The 17,475-nt window shown below is 66.2% G+C and carries 14 protein-coding genes; all 14 read left to right on the top strand.

What is annotated here, in order from left to right:
- Nucleotides 1-140: 140 nt before the first annotated feature.
- Nucleotides 141-1,436 (top strand): DNA polymerase IV, encoded by a 1,296-nt coding sequence (dinB, locus tag QNO10_RS09120; RefSeq protein WP_283995871.1) that lies wholly within the window; start codon nt 141-143, stop codon nt 1,434-1,436.
- 141 nt (nt 1,437-1,577) lie between these two features.
- A complete protein-coding gene (locus QNO10_RS09115) occupies nt 1,578-1,952 on the top strand; it encodes an SCO2097 family morphological protein (RefSeq protein WP_229947536.1) in 375 nt (124 codons plus the stop codon).
- A 305-nt stretch (nt 1,953-2,257) separates the two neighbouring features.
- Nucleotides 2,258-2,689, top strand: coding sequence for a division/cell wall cluster transcriptional repressor MraZ (mraZ, locus tag QNO10_RS09110; protein ID WP_229947991.1), 432 nt, complete (start codon nt 2,258-2,260; stop codon nt 2,687-2,689).
- A gap of 188 nt (nt 2,690-2,877) precedes the next feature.
- Entirely contained in the window at nt 2,878-3,876 is a 999-nt protein-coding gene (rsmH, locus tag QNO10_RS09105) for a 16S rRNA (cytosine(1402)-N(4))-methyltransferase RsmH (protein ID WP_229947537.1), read from the top strand.
- Nucleotides 3,876-4,622, top strand: a complete 747-nt coding sequence (gene ftsL, locus QNO10_RS09100; RefSeq protein ID WP_229947539.1) for a cell division protein FtsL — start codon at nt 3,876-3,878, stop codon at nt 4,620-4,622. The genes rsmH and ftsL overlap by 1 nt, the downstream gene beginning before the upstream one ends.
- 46 nt (nt 4,623-4,668) lie before the next feature.
- Complete coding sequence (locus tag QNO10_RS09095; protein WP_229947541.1) at nt 4,669-6,450, top strand: peptidoglycan D,D-transpeptidase FtsI family protein; 1,782 nt, start codon at nt 4,669-4,671, stop codon at nt 6,448-6,450.
- Nucleotides 6,451-6,472: 22 nt separating this feature from the next.
- Complete coding sequence (locus QNO10_RS09090) at nt 6,473-8,098, top strand: UDP-N-acetylmuramoyl-L-alanyl-D-glutamate--2,6-diaminopimelate ligase (RefSeq protein WP_442860245.1); 1,626 nt, start codon at nt 6,473-6,475, stop codon at nt 8,096-8,098.
- Nucleotides 8,099-8,104: 6 nt separating this feature from the next.
- On the top strand, nt 8,105-9,607 hold the full coding sequence (locus QNO10_RS09085; protein ID WP_229947544.1) for a UDP-N-acetylmuramoyl-tripeptide--D-alanyl-D-alanine ligase: 1,503 nt from the start codon (nt 8,105-8,107) through the stop codon (nt 9,605-9,607).
- Entirely contained in the window at nt 9,604-10,707 is a 1,104-nt protein-coding gene (mraY, locus tag QNO10_RS09080) for a phospho-N-acetylmuramoyl-pentapeptide-transferase (RefSeq protein WP_229947546.1), read from the top strand. Before QNO10_RS09085 ends, mraY begins: the two co-directional genes overlap by 4 nt.
- Complete coding sequence (murD, locus tag QNO10_RS09075) at nt 10,689-12,254, top strand: UDP-N-acetylmuramoyl-L-alanine--D-glutamate ligase (RefSeq protein ID WP_442860243.1); 1,566 nt, start codon at nt 10,689-10,691, stop codon at nt 12,252-12,254. Before mraY ends, murD begins: the two co-directional genes overlap by 19 nt.
- Nucleotide 12,255: 1 nt before the next feature.
- A complete protein-coding gene (gene ftsW, locus QNO10_RS09070) occupies nt 12,256-13,629 on the top strand; it encodes a putative lipid II flippase FtsW (RefSeq protein WP_229947550.1) in 1,374 nt (457 codons plus the stop codon).
- Entirely contained in the window at nt 13,626-14,735 is a 1,110-nt protein-coding gene (murG, locus tag QNO10_RS09065; RefSeq protein ID WP_229947552.1) for an undecaprenyldiphospho-muramoylpentapeptide beta-N-acetylglucosaminyltransferase, read from the top strand. The genes ftsW and murG overlap by 4 nt, the downstream gene beginning before the upstream one ends.
- A complete protein-coding gene (gene murC / locus QNO10_RS09060) occupies nt 14,732-16,165 on the top strand; it encodes a UDP-N-acetylmuramate--L-alanine ligase (protein WP_229947554.1) in 1,434 nt (477 codons plus the stop codon). The genes murG and murC overlap by 4 nt, the downstream gene beginning before the upstream one ends.
- The gene (locus QNO10_RS09055) at nt 16,155-17,318 is read left to right on the top strand and encodes a cell division protein FtsQ/DivIB (protein WP_229947556.1); all 1,164 of its coding nucleotides are present in this window, start codon (nt 16,155-16,157) and stop codon (nt 17,316-17,318) included. Before murC ends, QNO10_RS09055 begins: the two co-directional genes overlap by 11 nt.
- Nucleotides 17,319-17,475 lie beyond the last annotated feature (157 nt).

Here is a 17,475-nt window from a genome sequence, read left to right as displayed (position 1 = left end):
GTTCCACATCGGTGGGGGGCAGGGTCCTGCCACCCAGTCTAGGGGAACCGGACCCGGTTCCACGGGGATGGTTAGGGCTCCGAAGAACCGGGCTTCCAACGGGGGCGCGGTAAGGGGGCGGGGCTGGCTACGATAAGGGAGTGAGTAATGGTCCCGACGCCGGCAGCGGCAACCGCGACTGCACCATAATGCACGTGGACATGGATGCCTTTTATGTCTCCGTCGAGCTGCTGAAGCGCCCGGACCTGATCGGCAAGCCTGTCATCGTGGGCGGGCTGGGCGGCCGCTCCGTGGTTCTGTCGGCATCCTATGAAGCGAGGCGGTACGGCGTGCGCTCCGCCATGCCTATGGCAGTTGCCCGCAGGCAGTGCCCGCAGGCAGTGGTCCTGGAGCCGCACCAGGACGTCTACCGGACGTATTCCGGCCAGCTGATGCAGATCTTCGAATCCATCACCCCGCTGGTTGAACAGCTGAGCGTTGACGAGGCGTTCCTCGATATTGCGGGGTCCATGCGCAGGCTCGGTCCACCGCGCGTCATCGGAGAGCTCATCCGGAAGCGGGTGGCTGCTGAACTGGGCATGACGGCGAGCGTCGGCATTGCCGCCACCAAGTTCGTGGCGAAGATTGCGTCCACCAGGTGCAAGCCCAACGGGTTGTTGCTGGTCCCCAAGGAACAGACCGTGGAGTTCCTCCATACCCTTGATGTTTCCGCCCTCTGGGGCGTTGGCGCCAAAACCCGCGAGGTGATGGCCAGGGTCGGCATCGCTACGGTGGCGGACGTCGCGAATACTCCGCCTTCGGTGCTCCGCCGGCTGCTCGGGGCAGTGGGGGACCACGTCTATGAGCTGTCCTGGGGCCGGGATTCCCGGACGGTGACTCCGGTTCGGCGGGAGAAAAGCATCGGTGCCGAAGAAACCTTCGCCTCCGACGTCAGCGACGATGAGGTGCTGCATACGGAACTGCTTCGCCTTGCACACCGCAGCGCGGTCCGGCTGCGGGCGGCGGGCCTCCAGTGCAGGTCGGTCTCCCTGAAGCTCCGCTACGCCGACTTCACTACGCTCACCCGGACGCGTACGCTGCGCGAGCCGGTCGACAGCGCGCAGATGATCTATGAGACTGCCAAGGGTTTGCTGACGGCCCTGGGGCCGCGGCCCCAGAGTGTTCGGCTGATTGGACTGCGGGCGGAACAGCTTGAGTCCGCCGAGGGCGCGTCGATGCAGCTGACCCTGGACGGGCGGGAAGACAGCTGGCGCTCGGCCGAGGATGCACTGGACCGGATCAACCGGCGCTTCGGTGAACTTGGAGTGATGCCCGCGCGGCTCATCGCCCCGTCCCAGCGGAAGTCCCCGACGGAACCGGACCAGCTGCCGGGCTTATCTTCCGATGCGGGTCCGCCTCCTGGGGCAGGCGGCGGGCGTACCCGGCCCAATACGTAGACGGGCCGCTTTCGTGCGGACGGGTTGCCACCTATCCTTGGACTAAGTGCAAAGCAGCAGCGGGCCCGCGCGGGGAACATTCGGCGCTATACGTTCGTTGGTTGGTTTACAGGGGCACAACCGGACGGCAAGGAGGCAGCAATGGCACTGTCGGAACACGAACAGCGCTTGCTGGATCAACTGGAGCAGCAACTACACGCCGAAGATCCGAAATTCGCGAACTCAATGGCGACGTCCGCTGGCCGTGGGATCTCGACGAGGCGCATAGTCCTCGGCGCGTTGCTGGCCATTGCGGGATTGGCGGTGCTGCTGCTGGGAATAACGGAAGCGGGCATCCCGGTCGGTGTCCTGGGATTCCTTATCATGGGGGCAGGGGTCTACTACGCAACCACCCGCGGCCGGAAGACTCCACCCAAAGCCGCAGACGGGCGCAAGGAACGCGAGTCCAGTTCGCAGCGCGGCTTTATGAACAACCTGGAGAACAAGTGGGAAGAGCGCAAACGCGACCAGCCGTAGACAGGCTGCCCCACCGGGCTTAACAGCTCCAAAAACGGATCCGTTTCGACGGGTCCTTTTTTGTGTCCGGTTTTGTTTCCGGGCGTGCTCGGACTCCTTTCCCCGGTGAATGTCCGACGCCGTGATCCCTCCACTTCTCCCCACCCGGCCCGATCCGCACCAGCCTGCGGTTTTCGAAACCGACGCGCCCGGAATCCGGGCGGCGAAAGCGTTGACTGTGGAGGGAAGTGGAGTAAAGTGGGGGACATAAGAGGGTAGGGGCGGTACTCGAGGGGTTTTCCCCGAATCAGACAGGGCGGTGCGTGATGTTCCTAGGAACGCATTCACCGCGCCTCGATGAGAAGGGAAGGCTGATCCTGCCGGCCAAGTTCCGCGAGGAACTGGCCGACGGCCTGGTCTTGACCAGGGGCCAGGAGCACTGCATCTACGTCTTCAGCCAGAAGGAATTCGAACGGGTCCACGACCAGATGCGGGAAGCTCCACTTTCCTCCCGCCAGGCGCGGGATTACATTCGGGTCTTTCTCTCGGGAGCCTCTGACGAAGTTCCAGACAAGCAGGGCCGGGTAACCATTCCTCCGGCACTGAGGTCGTACGCAGGACTCGGACGCGAGCTGGTGGTGATTGGTGCCGGCACCCGCGCTGAGATCTGGGATGCAACCGCTTGGCAGAACTACTTGGCGGAACAGGAAACCGCGTTCTCGGAAACTGACGAAGACGCGATTCCCGGAATTTTCTAGCAGTACCAATACATGACCAGGCCCAGGCGGGGCCGGGTCTTGGATGAGATCTCCCGCCGCCCCACCGCGGTCCACCTGGCTTCCCTTCCCCGGAGCCAGGCGGGAACGCAGCGGTGAGGCGCGGATGGGGGTCTGATTCAAGAACCGGCTGCAGGGCAGACAACATAATGAACGGAAGGAAGCCTCAGATGAGCGAAGAGCGCCCCACCGAGGAACGGCATGTTCCGGTGCTGCGCGACCGCTGCATCAATTTACTGGCTCCTTCCATCGAACGCGCTGTTGCAGAGCATGGCCGCGCCGTGGTGGTGGACGCCACCTTGGGCATGGGCGGGCACAGCGAAGCCATGCTGCAGCGTTTCCCCCAGCTTCACGTGATCGGAATTGACCGGGACCGTCAGGCCCTGGCACTGGCCGGTAAGCGGCTGGAGCCCTTCGCGGACCGCATCGACCTGGTCCACGCGGTGTACGACGAGATTGCGGACGTCGTGACCGACCTTGGCTTCGACGGCATCGACGGCGCCTTGTTCGATCTGGGCGTTTCCTCGCTCCAGCTCGATGAGCGTGACCGGGGCTTCGCATACTCCTACGACGCACCCCTGGACATGCGGATGGACACCACCCGCGGACGCACCGCTGCAGACGTCGTCAACACTTACGGCGAAGCCGAGCTGGTCGGCATTATCCGTAAATGGGGCGAGGAAAAGTTCGCAGGACGCATTGCCTCGGCCATTGTCGCGGCACGCGCCGCAAAGCCCTTCACCACCACCGGCGAACTCGTCGAGGCCATCCGGGGCGTCGTTCCGGCGGCAGCCGCACGGACCGGTGGGCACCCGGCCAAGCGGACCTTCCAGGCCCTGCGCATCGAGGTCAACGAGGAGCTGGATGTCCTCGAACGGGCCATACCGGCGTCGTTGTCAGTGCTCAACATGGGCGGCCGCGTCGTGGTGATGTCCTACCACTCGCTGGAAGACAAAATCGTCAAGGGCGTCTTCGCGGCTGGTGCACAGTCCTCTGCGCCCAAGGGATTCCCCGTTGAACTTGAACAACACAAGGCCCAGCTCAAGCGGTTGACCAAGGGCACCGAGGTGCCCACGGACGAGGAAATCGCAGAGAATCCCCGGGCAGCCTCCGCCAAGCTCCGCGCAGTAGAACGAATCCGCAAACCCATGGACGGGACCAGGAAATAATGAGTGAACTTCGGCCTCCGGCCCGCTTCCGCACCGGAGCTGCCGCACCGGCCTTCGAGGGCAACGCTGCGCGTGCCCTGGACTGGGATACGGCCGCGCCGCAGGAGGCCCCCGCTGTCCGGCGGCGCACTCCGTTGTCGCTGGTCCCCGCCGCGGCCCGCCGCCGTCGCGCCCCCTTCGCCGTTTTCTGCTTTGCCGCCCTCGTGCTGGGTCTGGCCTCGGTGTTGCTGCTCAACATTTCGGTATCCAGCGGACAGTACGAGCTTGTGCAGCTGCAGGGCGAGAAAGCCGAACTGGCCCAGCGCAACGAAGCCCTGACCCAGGAAATCGAAAACCACCAGGCACCCCAGGTGCTGGCCGCCGCGGCCGTGAAGCTGGGAATGGTTTCCTCACCCAGCTTCGGCACGATCGACCTCAAGACCCTGGCCGTAACAGGCAGCCCGGAAGCAGCCAAGGAAGGCGATCCCGCGAAGCTGCTGATCGGTGCGCCGAGTGTTTTGACACAGCCGATTATGCCCGCGCCGTCCGTGGCTGCGGAGGAACCCCGGGATACGGTGAGGGCGGTCGAGGAGCAGGAAGAAGCCGCTGCACGTGCAGCGGCAGCAGCCATGCCCCCCGCCCCGGTGGAGGCACCGGCACCGGAGGCCGCCCCCGAGGCAGCCCCTGAGGCAGCCCCGGAGGAAAACTCAGAAGCGGAACTGAACGGCGGCACCATCCCCGCACCGGTACAGCGAAGCGGAAACTGATCCAGGCCGACAGGCATCGAATTTTAGGCATAATCGAGGACACGTTGTGGCACAAACATCCGGCCCGGACAACCACAGGGTGGCCATCGTTACCGGGCGGCTGCGCGCCGGACTGATCCTAGCCCTGGCAGTGCTGACCATCCTGGGGCTGAAGCTTTTCCATGTGCAGGCACTGGACCCGGACGGCATGGCGCAGAGCGCCGTGGACAACCGGCTCGTCACCGTTTCGGTACCGGCGCTGCGGGGAAGCATCCTCGATTCCAAGGGCAACTACCTGGCCCGAAGCGTTGAGCGGTTCGACATTGTGGTGGACCAGCGGCTGTCCCAGGACATCGACGAGAAGTTCAAGCGCCGCGACGCCGAAGGCAAACTCCAGGAGGTCACCTTCGACCAGGCCTTCGAGGAACTCTCGGTGATCCTCGGCCAGGACACGGGTACCCTGCGCTCGGCACTGCTGGGCGATAAGGGCTTCAACTTTGTGGCCAAGACGGTCACCCCCGAAACCAAGGAAAAAGTCCTGGCCGTCAAGTTCCCGGGAATCTACGCGGACCGGACCACCCTGCGGACCTACCCTTCGGGCTCAGTGGCCGGATCGATCGTGGGCTTCCTCGGCACGGAGGGCGCCCAGGAAGGCCTCGAACTGACGCAGGACGAAATCCTCGCCGGCGAAGCAGGGAGCAAGACCTACGAAATCGGCGGTGACGGCATCCGCATCCCGTACGCCACCAACGAGGACGTACCCGTCCACGACGGAGAGTCCATCAAGCTGAGCATCGACCAGGATCTCCAGTGGTTCGCCCAGCAGACCATTGCGGCGCAGGTGGAGGAATACGAAGCCGAGTGGGGCAACATCGTTGTGATGGAGGCGGACACGGCACGCGTGATTGCCCTGGCGGAATCCACCACGGTGGATCCGAACAACCCCGGGGCAACACCGGCGGAGTCCCGCAAGGCGCGGTCCGTCACCGACTTCTTCGAGCCCGGTTCCACCACCAAGGTCATCACCATGGCGGCCGCCATTGAGCAGGGTCTCACCACCCCCGAAACACGGCTGGAGATCGAACCCACCTACACCGTTGACGGCCAGACCTTCAAGGACGCCGTTCCGCACGGGACCGTCCACATGACCGTGGCCGGTGTGCTGGCAAAGTCCATGAACACCGGAACGGTGATGGTCGGGCAGCAGCTGACGCCGCAGGAGCGGTACGACTGGCTCCGGAAGTTCGGGATCGGCCAGCCGCTGAACGTCGGGCTGAACGGTGAGACCGCTGGCCTGCTGCCGGAACCCGACGCCTGGGACGGACGGCAGCAGTACACCGTTCTCTTCGGCCAGGGCCTGACACAGACAGCGCTGCATACGGCAAGCGTCTACCAGACCATTGCCAACGACGGCGTGCGCATCCAGCCGAGCATCATCGACTCTGTCATCACCGAGGACGGCACCGAGCAGCCGGTGGAAAAGGAACCGGGTACGCGGGTGGTCTCCGAGGACACTGCGGAGCAGGTCCAGCACATGATGGAAACGGTCACCAAGGACGGCTCCGGCAAGACAGGGGAGTTGAAGCAGTACCGGGTCGGTTCCAAGACCGGTACGGCTGAAGCCCCCGGTCCCAACGGCGGCTATTCAGGCTCCACCCTCTCTTATGCTGGTATTGCACCCATGGACGATCCGAAGTACGTGGTTGTGGTGACCCTCCAGCGGCCCCAGGGCGACCTCTACTACATCATTCCGGGCCAGTCCTTCCAGAAGGTCATGGAGCAGACGCTCGTCAGCAACAACGTCCCGCCCTCCACCGGTCAGCCTGTGACCTACCCCATTGAGTACTAATTCCTGGAGCATTGAAGTGCCAATAAGTGAAAACCAGCCCACCGGATCCGGTCTCCGCCCCGGTGCCGTTGATCCGGTGACCGTGCGCGCCGCGGTGCAGGCACTGCCTGCGCAGCTGCGGGACGTTGCACCTGCCGCAGGCACGGCGGAAGCAGCCTGGGATACGGAGCTCACGGGACTCACCATCAATTCCCGTGAGGTGCTCCCCGGCGACCTGTATGTGGGCGTTGCCGGTGCCCGGCACCACGGCGCACGCTTCGCAGGTGCGGCCGAAGCCGCCGGAGCGTCGGCGGTCCTGACCGACGAGGCAGGGCTGGCGCATCTGTCCGGCCTGCATATTCCAGTCTTCGTTGCCGGGGAGGTCCGCCGGCTGGTGGGTCCGCTGGCCGCTGCCGTCTTCAACAGCGTTCCCGCGGAGGGGCCCCGGCCCACCCTGTTCGGGATCACGGGTACCAACGGCAAAACCACCACCTCCTACTTCGTGAACTCGCTCCTGCAGGCGCTGGGGCGTACCACCGGACTGATCGGCACGATCGAGATCCTCGCCGGCGGAGAAGCCATTCCCAGCGTGCTGACCACGCCCGAGTCGCCGCAGGTGCATGGGCTGCTGGCCCTGATGCGTGAGCGGAACCTGGACGCGGCGACGATGGAGGTGTCCTCCCACGCGATCACGTACCGCCGCGTGGACGGCGTCCGCTTCGACGTCGCCGGGTTCACGAACCTGACCCAGGACCACCTGGACCTGCACGGATCCATGGAGGAGTACTTTGCCGCCAAGGCAGCACTGTTCCAGCCGGACCGCGCCCGCCGGGCCGTCGTCACGGTGGACGATGACTGGGGAGCGAAGATGGCAGCCCGGGCGGGGGTACCCGTCCTGACCCTGGCCACCGACGGCACCGGCCGCAGCGCTGACTGGTCCGTCACGGACGTTGAGCCCCGCGGACTCGGACACTCCTTTACGCTCCGCGGCCCCGAAGGGGAGCAGCTGCGGGTCTCCACCGCCCTGCCCGGCACCTTCAATGTGTCCAACGCCGCACTGGCCACCGTGATGGTGCTGGCCTCCGGCGTACCAACGGATACCGTCCAGCGCGCGTTGGCGGAACACGACCCGTTCACGGTCGAGGTGCCCGGCCGCATGCAGCTGATCGGCGAGGAGCCGGCAGCCATAGTTGATTTCGCCCACAACCCCGATGCGCTGACCCGCACCCTCGCGTCCGTGCGCCGTCCGGGCGGCGACGCCCGGGTGATCGTCGTCTTCGGTGCCACCGGTGAGCGGGACCAGACCAAGCGCCCGCTGATGGGGGCCATCGCGGCCCGCCTGGCCGACGTCGTCGTAGTCACCGACGATGACCCGCACGGCGAGGACGCGGCCGCCATCCGGGCCGACGTGCTGCGCGGCGCCGAAGCCGCCAAATCCGGCGAAGGCCTGCCGTGCGTCATCGAAGAAGTGGCACCCCGGGCCGCAGCGATCGACCGCGCCGTGGAACTGGCACGCCCGCAGGACACGGTCCTGGTGGCCGGCCGCGGACACGAAGTCTGGCAGGAAGTGATGGGGGAGAACCTTGCCCTCGATGACCGCGTGGAACTGCGGCAGGCTTTGACAAGATACGGATTCACTGCCCTTTCCAGCGACGGGGTAGAGTCCTAAATCGTCATGATTGAACTTAATGCAGCCGAAATAGCGGCAATTACAGGCGGCGGGCTGATCGGCCCGGCCGCGCAGACTCCCGGTCTCGTCGTGACTTCGGCCACCACGGATTCACGCGTTGCCGTGCAGGGCACGCTCTTCATCGCCAAGCCAGGAGAGAACTCCGACGGCCACCTCTTTGTGGGCGCTGCCTTTGCCCGCGGCGCCATGCTGGCGCTCGTGGAACGGCCGGTGTCCGACGACGACGGCGGGCTCTACCCGGCCGTGATGGTTCCGGACGTCGTTGCTGCCATGGGCATGCTGGCCGCGGAGATCGTCCGCCGGCTCCGCGCCCACGGTGAACTGACCGTCATCGGGATCACCGGCTCGGCCGGAAAGACCACCACCAAGGACCTGCTGGCCGGCGTCCTGACCGAGGCGGGCCCCACCGTCGCACCGGTGGGTTCCTACAACGGCGAGGTGGGTCTTCCGCTGACCGTATTCACCGCCGGATACGGCACCCGCTATCTGGTGATGGAAATGGGTGCCACCGGAATCGGGCACATCCGCTACCTCGCGGACATGGTGAAGCCGGACATCGGGGTTGTCCTGTTTGTCGGCTCCGCACATGCCGGTGAGTTCGGCGGCGTGGAGAACATCGCCGTCGCCAAGGGCGAACTCGTTGAATCGCTGCCTGCCAACGGCACAGCCATCCTGAACGCTGACGACGTGCGGGTTGCCGCCATGGCCGACCGCACCGAAGCTCCGGTCCTGTACTTCACCTCGTCTCCCGAGGCCGCACACGGGGCAAAGAACGCCGTCCGCGCGCTCGATGCCCGGACCGACGCCGAGGGCCGTCCCGTCTTCACACTGCTGCTGCCCGACGGCAGCCGGCACGAGATCCGTTCCGGACTCATCGGAGCCCACCACACGGCGAACCTGCTGGCCGCCGCTGCCGCCGCCTACGCGGCCGGCATCCCGGGGGAGCAGATTGCCGCAGGCCTGTCCGGCCGCGCCGCAGCGAGCCGCTGGCGCATGGAACGGACCGACCGCGCCGACGGCGTCACCGTGATCAACGATGCCTACAACGCCAACCCCGAATCCATGCGTGCAGCCCTGCGCACCCTGGCCGAACTGGGCCGGGAACGGCGCACCTGGGCCGTGCTCGGAGAAATGCTGGAGCTGGGCGAGGACGCTGTCACCGAGCACGACGCCATCGGGCGCTACGCGGTCCGGTTGAATATTTCCAAACTCATTGTTGTGGGCACCGGTGCCCGTGCCATGCATACCGGCGCGGTCATGGAAGGTTCCTGGGGAGAAGAATCCACCTTTGTGGAGACGGCGGAGGACGCCGAGCGCATCCTCCAGGAATCCCTGGCCCCCGGCGACCTTGTCCTGTTCAAATCCTCCAACGGGGCGGCCCTGCGCTACCTCGGCGATCGGATAGCCTTGTCCCCTGTACCACCGTCCGCAGTAACTGATCCGGCGTCCACGCCGGCGCGTACCGAAAGGACCGGAGACAACCTGTGATCTCCCTGCTTGTAGGGTCTTCGCTGGCTCTGGTCTTTGCCTTTGCCGGAACACCCCTGTTCATCCGTTTCCTGGTGCGGAAGGGCTACGGCCAGTTTGTCCGCGACGACGGCCCCACCTCGCACCACACCAAGCGCGGCACGCCCACCATGGGCGGTGCCGTCATTGTGGCCTCCGTGGTTGCCGCATATTTCCTCACCCACCTGATCAGCGGCATGCTGGGCTTCGGAACCTTCAGCCCGACGGCGTCGGGACTGCTGGTCCTGCTCCTCACCGTGGGCATGGGGATGGTCGGTTTCATCGACGACTACACCAAGATTTCCAAGCAGCGCAGCCTGGGCCTGAATGCCAAGGCAAAAATCATCCTGCAGGCCGCCGTGGGTATTACCTTCGCCGTGCTGGCCCTGCAGTTCCCCAACAGTGAGGGACGGACTCCGGCGTCGACGGCGGTCTCCTTCATCCGGGACACCGGCGTCGACTTTGCCTTCGCGGGCGCCGTGCTCGGCGCGGTGCTGTTTGTGATCTGGTCCCTGATCATCATCACCGGCACCACCAACGGCGTGAACCTGGCCGATGGACTCGACGGGCTGGCTGCGGGTGCATCCGTGCTGGTGTTCGGCGCCTACTTCCTGATCGGGATCTGGCAGTACAACCAGAGCTGCGGCTCACCCGGCGCAGAAGGCGTCTGCTACGAAGTCCGCGACCCGATGGATCTTGCCCTGCTGGCCGGCACCATGGCCGGAGCCCTCATCGGTTTCCTCTGGTGGAACACCTCACCCGCGAAGATCTTCATGGGCGATACCGGCTCCCTGGCGATCGGCGGCGCCATCGCGGCCTTCGCCATCCTCTCCCGGACCGAACTGCTGCTGATCATCCTGGCCGGCCTGTTCGTGATCATCACCCTTTCGGTCATCATCCAGGTGGGCTACTTCAAGCTCAGCGGCGGTAAGCGCGTCTTCAAGATGGCACCGCTGCAGCACCACTTTGAACTCAAGGGCTGGGCCGAGGTCACCGTGGTGGTCCGGTTCTGGATCATCGCAGGCCTCTGCGTCGCCGTGGCCCTGGGCATCTTCTACGCCGAATGGGTGGTGGGAAGTTGAGCGCTCCACTGGCCGAACTGACCACCTGGGACGCTGACTGGGCGGGCCTGCGCGTCGTCGTCACCGGCATCGGCCTCTCCGGGTTTTCCGCGGCGGATACCCTGATTGAACTCGGTGCCCGGGTTGTCGTTGTTGATGCCAGGGACACCGCGGAAAACCGCGCCAAGGCCGACACCCTCCGGATCGTCGGTGCAGCCGACATCCTGCTCGGAAGCGACGCCGTGGCCACGCTTCCGCAGGTCGACGGCGCCGCCCCCGACCTTGTCGTGACGTCTCCCGGCTTCCGGCCCACCCACCCGGTCCTGGCCGCCGCCGCGGCAGCGGACATTCCGGTCTGGGGAGACGTCGAACTGGCCTGGCGGGTACGCATCCGCGAGGGCCGCAAGACCGCCCAATGGCTGGCCATCACCGGAACGAACGGCAAGACCACCACCGTCTCCATGACTGAAAGCATGCTCCGCGCCGCCGGGCTGCGTGCCATCGCGGCAGGCAACGTGGGGACCCCGATCCTGGACGCCATCCGGGATCCGGAAGGCTACGACGCCATTGCAGTGGAGCTCTCCAGCTTCCAGCTGCACTGGACCTACTCCATGTCCCCGCTGGCCAGCGTGTGCCTCAACATTGCCGAGGACCATGTCGACTGGCACGGGTCCTACGAGGCCTACGTGGCCGACAAGGCCAAGATCTACGAAAACACGCAGGTTGCCTGCATCTACAACGCCGAACAGTACGAGACCGAGCACATGGTCGAGGAAGCCGACGTTGTGGAAGGCTGCCGGGCGGTCGGTTTCACCACCGGCGTGCCGGCGGTCAGCATGGTGGGAGTGGTCGAAGGACTGCTCGTGGACCGCGCCTTCATCGAGCAGCGCAAGGATTCCGCCGCCGAACTGGCGGCCATGACGGACCTGGGGGAGTACGCTCCCCGGCATATGGTGGCCAATGCGCTGGCCGCCGCCGCGCTGGTGCGTGCCTACGGCGTCGAACCGGCAGCGGTCCGCGACGGGCTGCGCGCCTACTCACCCGGCGACCACCGGATCCAGCCCGTGGCCCACCTCAATGACGTTCTCTGGGTCAATGACTCGAAGGCCACCAACCCGCACGCCGCCTCGGCGTCGCTGGCTGCCTTCACCAGCGTTGTCTGGATTGCCGGGGGCCTCTCCAAAGGCGTCAGTTATGACGATCTGGTGACCGAACACCGCGGCCGGCTCAAGGCCGTCGTGCTGATCGGTGCCGACAGCGCCGATCTCCAGGCCGCGCTGGCGCAACACGCCCCCGATGTGCCGGTTCTCCACGCACTGGGGGAGCAAACTGGAAAACAGCAGTTGGCGGCACCCGTCACCAGCGCCGAAGAGATCATGGTCCGGGCCGTGGCTGCGGCGGCCGAAGTGGCCGAAGCAGGAGACACCGTGCTGATGGCGCCGGCAGCAGCGTCCATGGACCAGTTCACTTCCTATGCCCACCGCGGCGAGGCTTTTATCGAAGCCGTTGCAGGGTATGTGAGTGAACAGCAGGCACCGGGACAGGCACAGACTCCAAAGGAGCCCTAGATTGGTCACCACGCCCACCGGCAGCAAGCGCAAACCGGTTCTGCGCCGGAACCCTGCGGCCACCGGCGCCACCGGGACGGGCGCGGTGACAGCGAAAGCCGGCCCGGCCGCCGGTAAGCCAGCCGGTAAGCCAGCCACCGCAAAGCCCGCCGGGAAATCCGCAGCCGCAGACCCGGACGCCGCTGCTTCCACGGGCAAACCGGCGTCGCGCCTTGAACGCTTCCTCGTTTTCCTCGAGGGGAGCGGCCGCCGCGCCACCGGCTCCAGCTATTACACGATCCTCGGCGCCACCCTGGCACTGACGGCCATCGGCCTCATGATGGTGCTTTCGGCGTCGTCGGTGGAGTCCATCGCCGCCGCAGCCGGAAGCGACGCCGGAGCGGCGACGACCTTCGACCTGTTCCTGAAGCAGTCCATGTTCGCCGCCGTAGGCGTTGTGGCGATGCTGGGACTCTCGCGGCTGGGGCCTTCCCAGTACCGTTTCCTGGCCTGGCCGCTGTACGGGTTTGCCATTTTCCTGCTCATCCTGGTGCTGGCGATCGGTAAGGAAGTCAACGGCAACAAGAACTGGATCGAGATCGGTCCCATCACGGGTCAGCCGTCGGAGGCGGCAAAGCTGGCCATGGCTATTTGGTTCGCCGCCGTGCTCTCCCGCAAGGGACGGCTGATCAACGAGTGGAAGCACGCGCTCATCCCCGTGGTTCCGGGCGGCGGAATCCTGATCCTGCTGGTCATGCTGGGAAGCGACCTTGGCACGGTGATCGTGATGGGCATGATCATGGTCGCAGCCCTGTTCTTCGCCGGAGCTCCGCTGCGGTTCCTGGGTGTCCTCGCCGGCGGAGCAGCCGCCGGTGCGGTACTGATGTCCTTGGTCAGCAGCAACCGGTCCAGCCGGATCAGCGCCTGGCTGAAGCTTGACTGCACCACGGGCCTCTGCGATCAGGCCAACGCCGGCATGTATGCCTTGGCTTCCGGCGGGTGGCTGGGGGTGGGCATCGGGCAGAGCCGGCAGAAATGGAACTGGATCCCCGAAGCCCACAACGACTTCATCTTCGCCATCATCGGTGAAGAGTTCGGCCTGCTGGGGACGCTTGTGGTGGTCAGCCTCTTTGCCGTCCTTGCCGTCGCCACGGTCCGGGTCACCATGCGCCACACCGATCCGTTCATCCGCATCGTCTGCGGCGCGGTCCTGGTCTGGATCATCGGCCAGGCCTCAGTCAACATTGCCATGGTCACCGGGCTGCTGCCGGTCATCGGCGTTCCGCTGCCGTTCATTTCCTACGGCGGGTCCTCCCTGACCTTCACGCTTGCCGCCGTCGGCGTCCTGCTTTCCTTTGCCCGCAAAATCCCTGAAAGTGAATCAACAGCTCCATGACGCAGCATCCCCTGTCCGTAGTCCTGGCCGGAGGCGGCACAGCCGGGCACATCAGCCCCCTCCTGGCCATTGCCGACGCCGTTAGGGCCCGCCGCCCCGATGCCCGCATCACCGTGGTGGGCACCGCCTCCGGAATGGAAACCCGGCTGGTTCCGGCAGCGGGTTATGAGCTGGCCACCATTGACCGGGTCCCCATGCCGCGCCGTCCCTCCGGGGACCTGGCGAAGCTGCCCGGCCGGCTGGTACGCGCCGTCCGGCAGGCAGGAGAGATCCTGGACTCCGCGCAGGCCGACGTCGTCGTGGGTGTGGGCGGCTACGTCTCCACGCCCGTGTACCTGGCAGCCCGCCGCCGCTCGCTTCCCGTGATCGTGCATGAAGCCAACGCCCGTCCCGGGCTGGCCAACCGGGTAGGTGCCCGGTTCGCTGCCGTGACCGGCGTCGCCTTCGAATCCACCCGCCTGCCCCGGGCCACCTGGGTGGGCATGCCGATGCGCAGGGAAATTTCCTCACTGGACCGCGCGGCGGCCCGGAGCACGGCACGGTCGGCGCTGGGACTCGAGCAGGACCGCCCCACACTGGTGGTGACCGGCGGCTCCTCCGGCGCTGCGAGCATCAACCGGGCCGTCGAGCATGCCCTCCCGGCGCTGGCAGCGGCCGGTATCCAGACCCTCCACATCACGGGCCGCGGCAAGTCCCTGGTGGACGCGGACGGGAAGCAGATCGCGGCGCGCGGCTACACCCAGGTGGAGTACGTGGACGGCATGGAACAGGCCTACGCGGCTGCCGACCTGCTGCTGGCCCGTTCCGGGGCAGGAACGGTCTGCGAAATCAGTGCAGTGGGTCTTCCCGCCGTCCTGGTTCCGCTGCCGCACGGCAACGGCGAGCAGGCCCTCAACGCCGAAGCCCTGGTGGCAGCCGGCGGGGCACTGACGGTTTCAGATTCCCTCTTCACAGCCGAGTGGATTTCCGACAGGCTGATACCTTTGCTGGCCGACGCGCCCGCACTGGAAGCAATGGCGGAAGCATCGGCGGCGCTGGGCATCCGTGACGCGGACCAGCGGATGGCTGCATTCATCCTCGAAGCAAGCGATGGGGCTAAGGCATGAACCGGCTGAATCCAGGCGATCTGGGACAGGTCCACTTCATCGGACTCGGCGGTGCCGGCATGTCCGCCGTCGCCAGGGTGCTGCTGGCCCAGGGCATTCCGGTCTCCGGCTCGGACTCCAAGGACTCTCCGGGACTGCGTGCCCTCGAGGAACTGGGTGCCACCGTCTTCGTGGGGCACGACGCCGGCCATGTTGCGGACGCGGATACCGTAGTGGTCTCGACAGCCATCCGCGAACAGAACCCGGAACTTGCCGAGGCTCGTTCCCGGGGCCTGCGGGTCATCCACCGTTCCGTAGCGCTTTCCGCCGCCATGGGGGAGCAGGACCTGGTGGCTGTGGCCGGTACGCACGGCAAGACAACCACCACGGCCATGGTTACCGTGATGCTTCGTGAAGCCGGCCTGGATCCGTCCTTCGCCATCGGCGGGGATGTTGCCGCGCTCGGAGTCAACGCCGCACACGGAACCGGCCAGGTTTTCGTGGCCGAAGCCGACGAGTCCGACGGCTCCTTCCTGAACTACACCCCGCGGATCAGCGTGGTCACCAATGTCGAGGCGGACCACCTGGACCACTACGGCACGGAGGAAGCGGTCTTCGCCTCCTTTGATGCCTTCGCTGCGCTGCTGCCGGCGGACGGTCTCCTCATTGCCTGCGCCGACGACGCCGGTGCGGTCAGCCTCGTGGAACGCTCTCCGGGAGTGCGCGTGGCCACCTACGGCTACGCGGACGGTGCGGATGTCCGCGTATCGGATACGCGGCCGGCCGGCGCGGGGTCGGCCAGCATCCTGCACTACACGGTGGACGGCCGCGGAGCCGAAGCCGAGCTTGTCCTGCAGGTACCCGGCACGCACAACATCCTCAACGCCGCTGCCGCCTTTGCCGTCGCCCTGGAACTGGGTGTGGATCCGCAGACCGCCGCGGCGGGACTGGGCACCTTCTCCGGTGCCGCCCGGCGGTTCGAATCCCGGGGGACCGCCCGCGGTGTGCAGGTCTTCGACGACTACGCGCACCACCCCACCGAGGTGAACGCAGCCCTGAAAGCCGCGCGCACCGTCGCCGGCGGACACCGGGTGCACGTCTTGTTCCAGCCGCACCTCTTCAGCCGGACGCGCAGCTTCGCGGCCGAGTTTGCCGCTGCCCTGGATCTGGCGGATACCGCCACCGTCCTGGACATCTATCCGGCCCGGGAAGACCCCATCGAAGGCGTGACCAGCGAACTGATCACGTCCCGCCTGAACACCCCCGGCGGCTATGCCGGGAGTCCCGGTGAGGCCGTGGCACGCGTAGCCGACGGCGCCGCTGCCGGAGACATCATCCTCACGGTAGGTGCCGGCGACGTTACGGCGCTGGGGGCCGAGCTGGTTGCCCGCCTGGCCGCCGCACCGGCCCGCACGGCCACCCCTGCCGGGAAAGCCTCCGATGGCCGGTAGGAAGCGGTCCAGCGGCGATGAGGACATCATTACGGCTACCCGTGCCCTGGATCCGGAAGACCAGCCTGCCGGGAGCGCGGGTACGCCTGCCGTAAAGCCGGCGGGACGTTCGGATGGTGCCGGGACCAAGGCGGCCGGAACCAAGGCCGCCGGAACGAAGGCCGCCGGAACCAAGGCAGCCGGAACCAAGGCCGCAGGGGAGAAGGATGCCGCGTCCAAGGCAGCCGGTGCGAAGGCGGCTGGGGGAGCGTCGGCGGGCAGGGCTGCTGCGGGAACCAAGTCCGCTGGAACGTCTGCGAAGAAGGCTGCCGCTGCGAAGCCCGCTGCTGCTAAATCTGCTGGCAAGGCTGCGGGCAAGACTGCAGTCACCAAGCCTGCCGCTGCCAAGAGCACCGGAGCCGACGTCGCCGGGAGTGGCCGGGGCGGCACGGCTGGAACTGTCCTGGCATTTCCCGAGCCGCCGCGCCGGCGGAGGCGCAGGGTTGCCTGGATTACGGTGGGCTCCGCGTTGTTGGTCACAGTGCTGTTTTTTGTGCTGCTCTTCTTTTCGCCCGCACTGGCACTGAAGACCGTGGTGGTCGAGGGAACCTCCCTGCTGCCGCGGGATCAGGCCGAAGCGGCATTGGAGCCGTTGAAGGGGCAGACCCTGCCCACCATCTCGGACGCGGATGTGGAGAACCTGCTGAAGTACCGTCCGGAGATAGCCGGAATCGAGGTGGCCGCCCAGCCGCCGTCCACCCTGGTGGTGTCGATCACCGAACGTGTTCCGGTTGCCGTGCTTCAGGAAGGCGGGACCCATGTCCTCATCGACGAGGAGGGCCGGCACCTGGCCATGGCTGCGGACCGCGCCGCAGTAGCGCTTCCGCTGATTGCGGGTGGGAGCGAGGCAGTCAATGCCAACGTTTTCCCGAGCATTACGGCCGTTCTGGCGGCGCTGCCGCCCGAGGTTCTTGCCCGGTTGGAGAACGCTTCCGCGCAGACCGTGGACTCGGTGGAACTGAAGCTCAACAGCGGGCAGACGGTATTCTGGGGGAGTGCCGATGCCAACGAGGCAAAGGCGCGGGTACTCGAGGCGCTCCTGAAAATGAAGCCAACAGATCCTCCGGTGGCGGTCTATGATGTGAGCACTCCCGACCGGCCGGTCACGCGGTGACCGGGCATATCCACCGGGGATATCCACAGGCATATCGACGGGCCGTCATGGATGACATCACAGGGTTGCGGGGAAAGAATCCTCCGACACGCGGGGCCGGTATTTGCGGAAGCAGCGGAACCCCCATAGCGTCTCAAGTAATGGATTACTTGACATA

Origin of the sequence: Arthrobacter sp. zg-Y919, assembly GCF_030142045.1 — a bacterium.
In the GTDB taxonomy this organism is placed as follows: domain Bacteria; phylum Actinomycetota; class Actinomycetes; order Actinomycetales; family Micrococcaceae; genus Arthrobacter_B.
The sequence above is the reverse complement of the archived record's forward strand: the minus strand, read 5'-3'. Positions and strand labels throughout refer to the sequence as shown.

Excerpts from the sequence above, each read along its gene's own strand:
- QNO10_RS09115 (WP_229947536.1), top strand. The coding sequence starts at position 1,578 with ATGGCACTGTCGGAACACGAACAGCGCTTGCTGGATCAACTGGAGCAG.
- mraZ (WP_229947991.1), top strand. The coding sequence starts at position 2,258 with ATGTTCCTAGGAACGCATTCACCGCGCCTCGATGAGAAGGGAAGGCTG.
- rsmH (WP_229947537.1), top strand. The coding sequence starts at position 2,878 with ATGAGCGAAGAGCGCCCCACCGAGGAACGGCATGTTCCGGTGCTGCGC.
- ftsL (WP_229947539.1), top strand. The coding sequence starts at position 3,876 with ATGAGTGAACTTCGGCCTCCGGCCCGCTTCCGCACCGGAGCTGCCGCA.
- QNO10_RS09085 (WP_229947544.1), top strand. The coding sequence starts at position 8,105 with ATGATTGAACTTAATGCAGCCGAAATAGCGGCAATTACAGGCGGCGGG.
- murD (WP_442860243.1), top strand. The coding sequence starts at position 10,689 with ATGGGTGGTGGGAAGTTGAGCGCTCCACTGGCCGAACTGACCACCTGG.
- murG (WP_229947552.1), top strand. The coding sequence starts at position 13,626 with ATGACGCAGCATCCCCTGTCCGTAGTCCTGGCCGGAGGCGGCACAGCC.
- murC (WP_229947554.1), top strand. The coding sequence starts at position 14,732 with ATGAACCGGCTGAATCCAGGCGATCTGGGACAGGTCCACTTCATCGGA.
- QNO10_RS09055 (WP_229947556.1), top strand. The coding sequence starts at position 16,155 with ATGGCCGGTAGGAAGCGGTCCAGCGGCGATGAGGACATCATTACGGCT.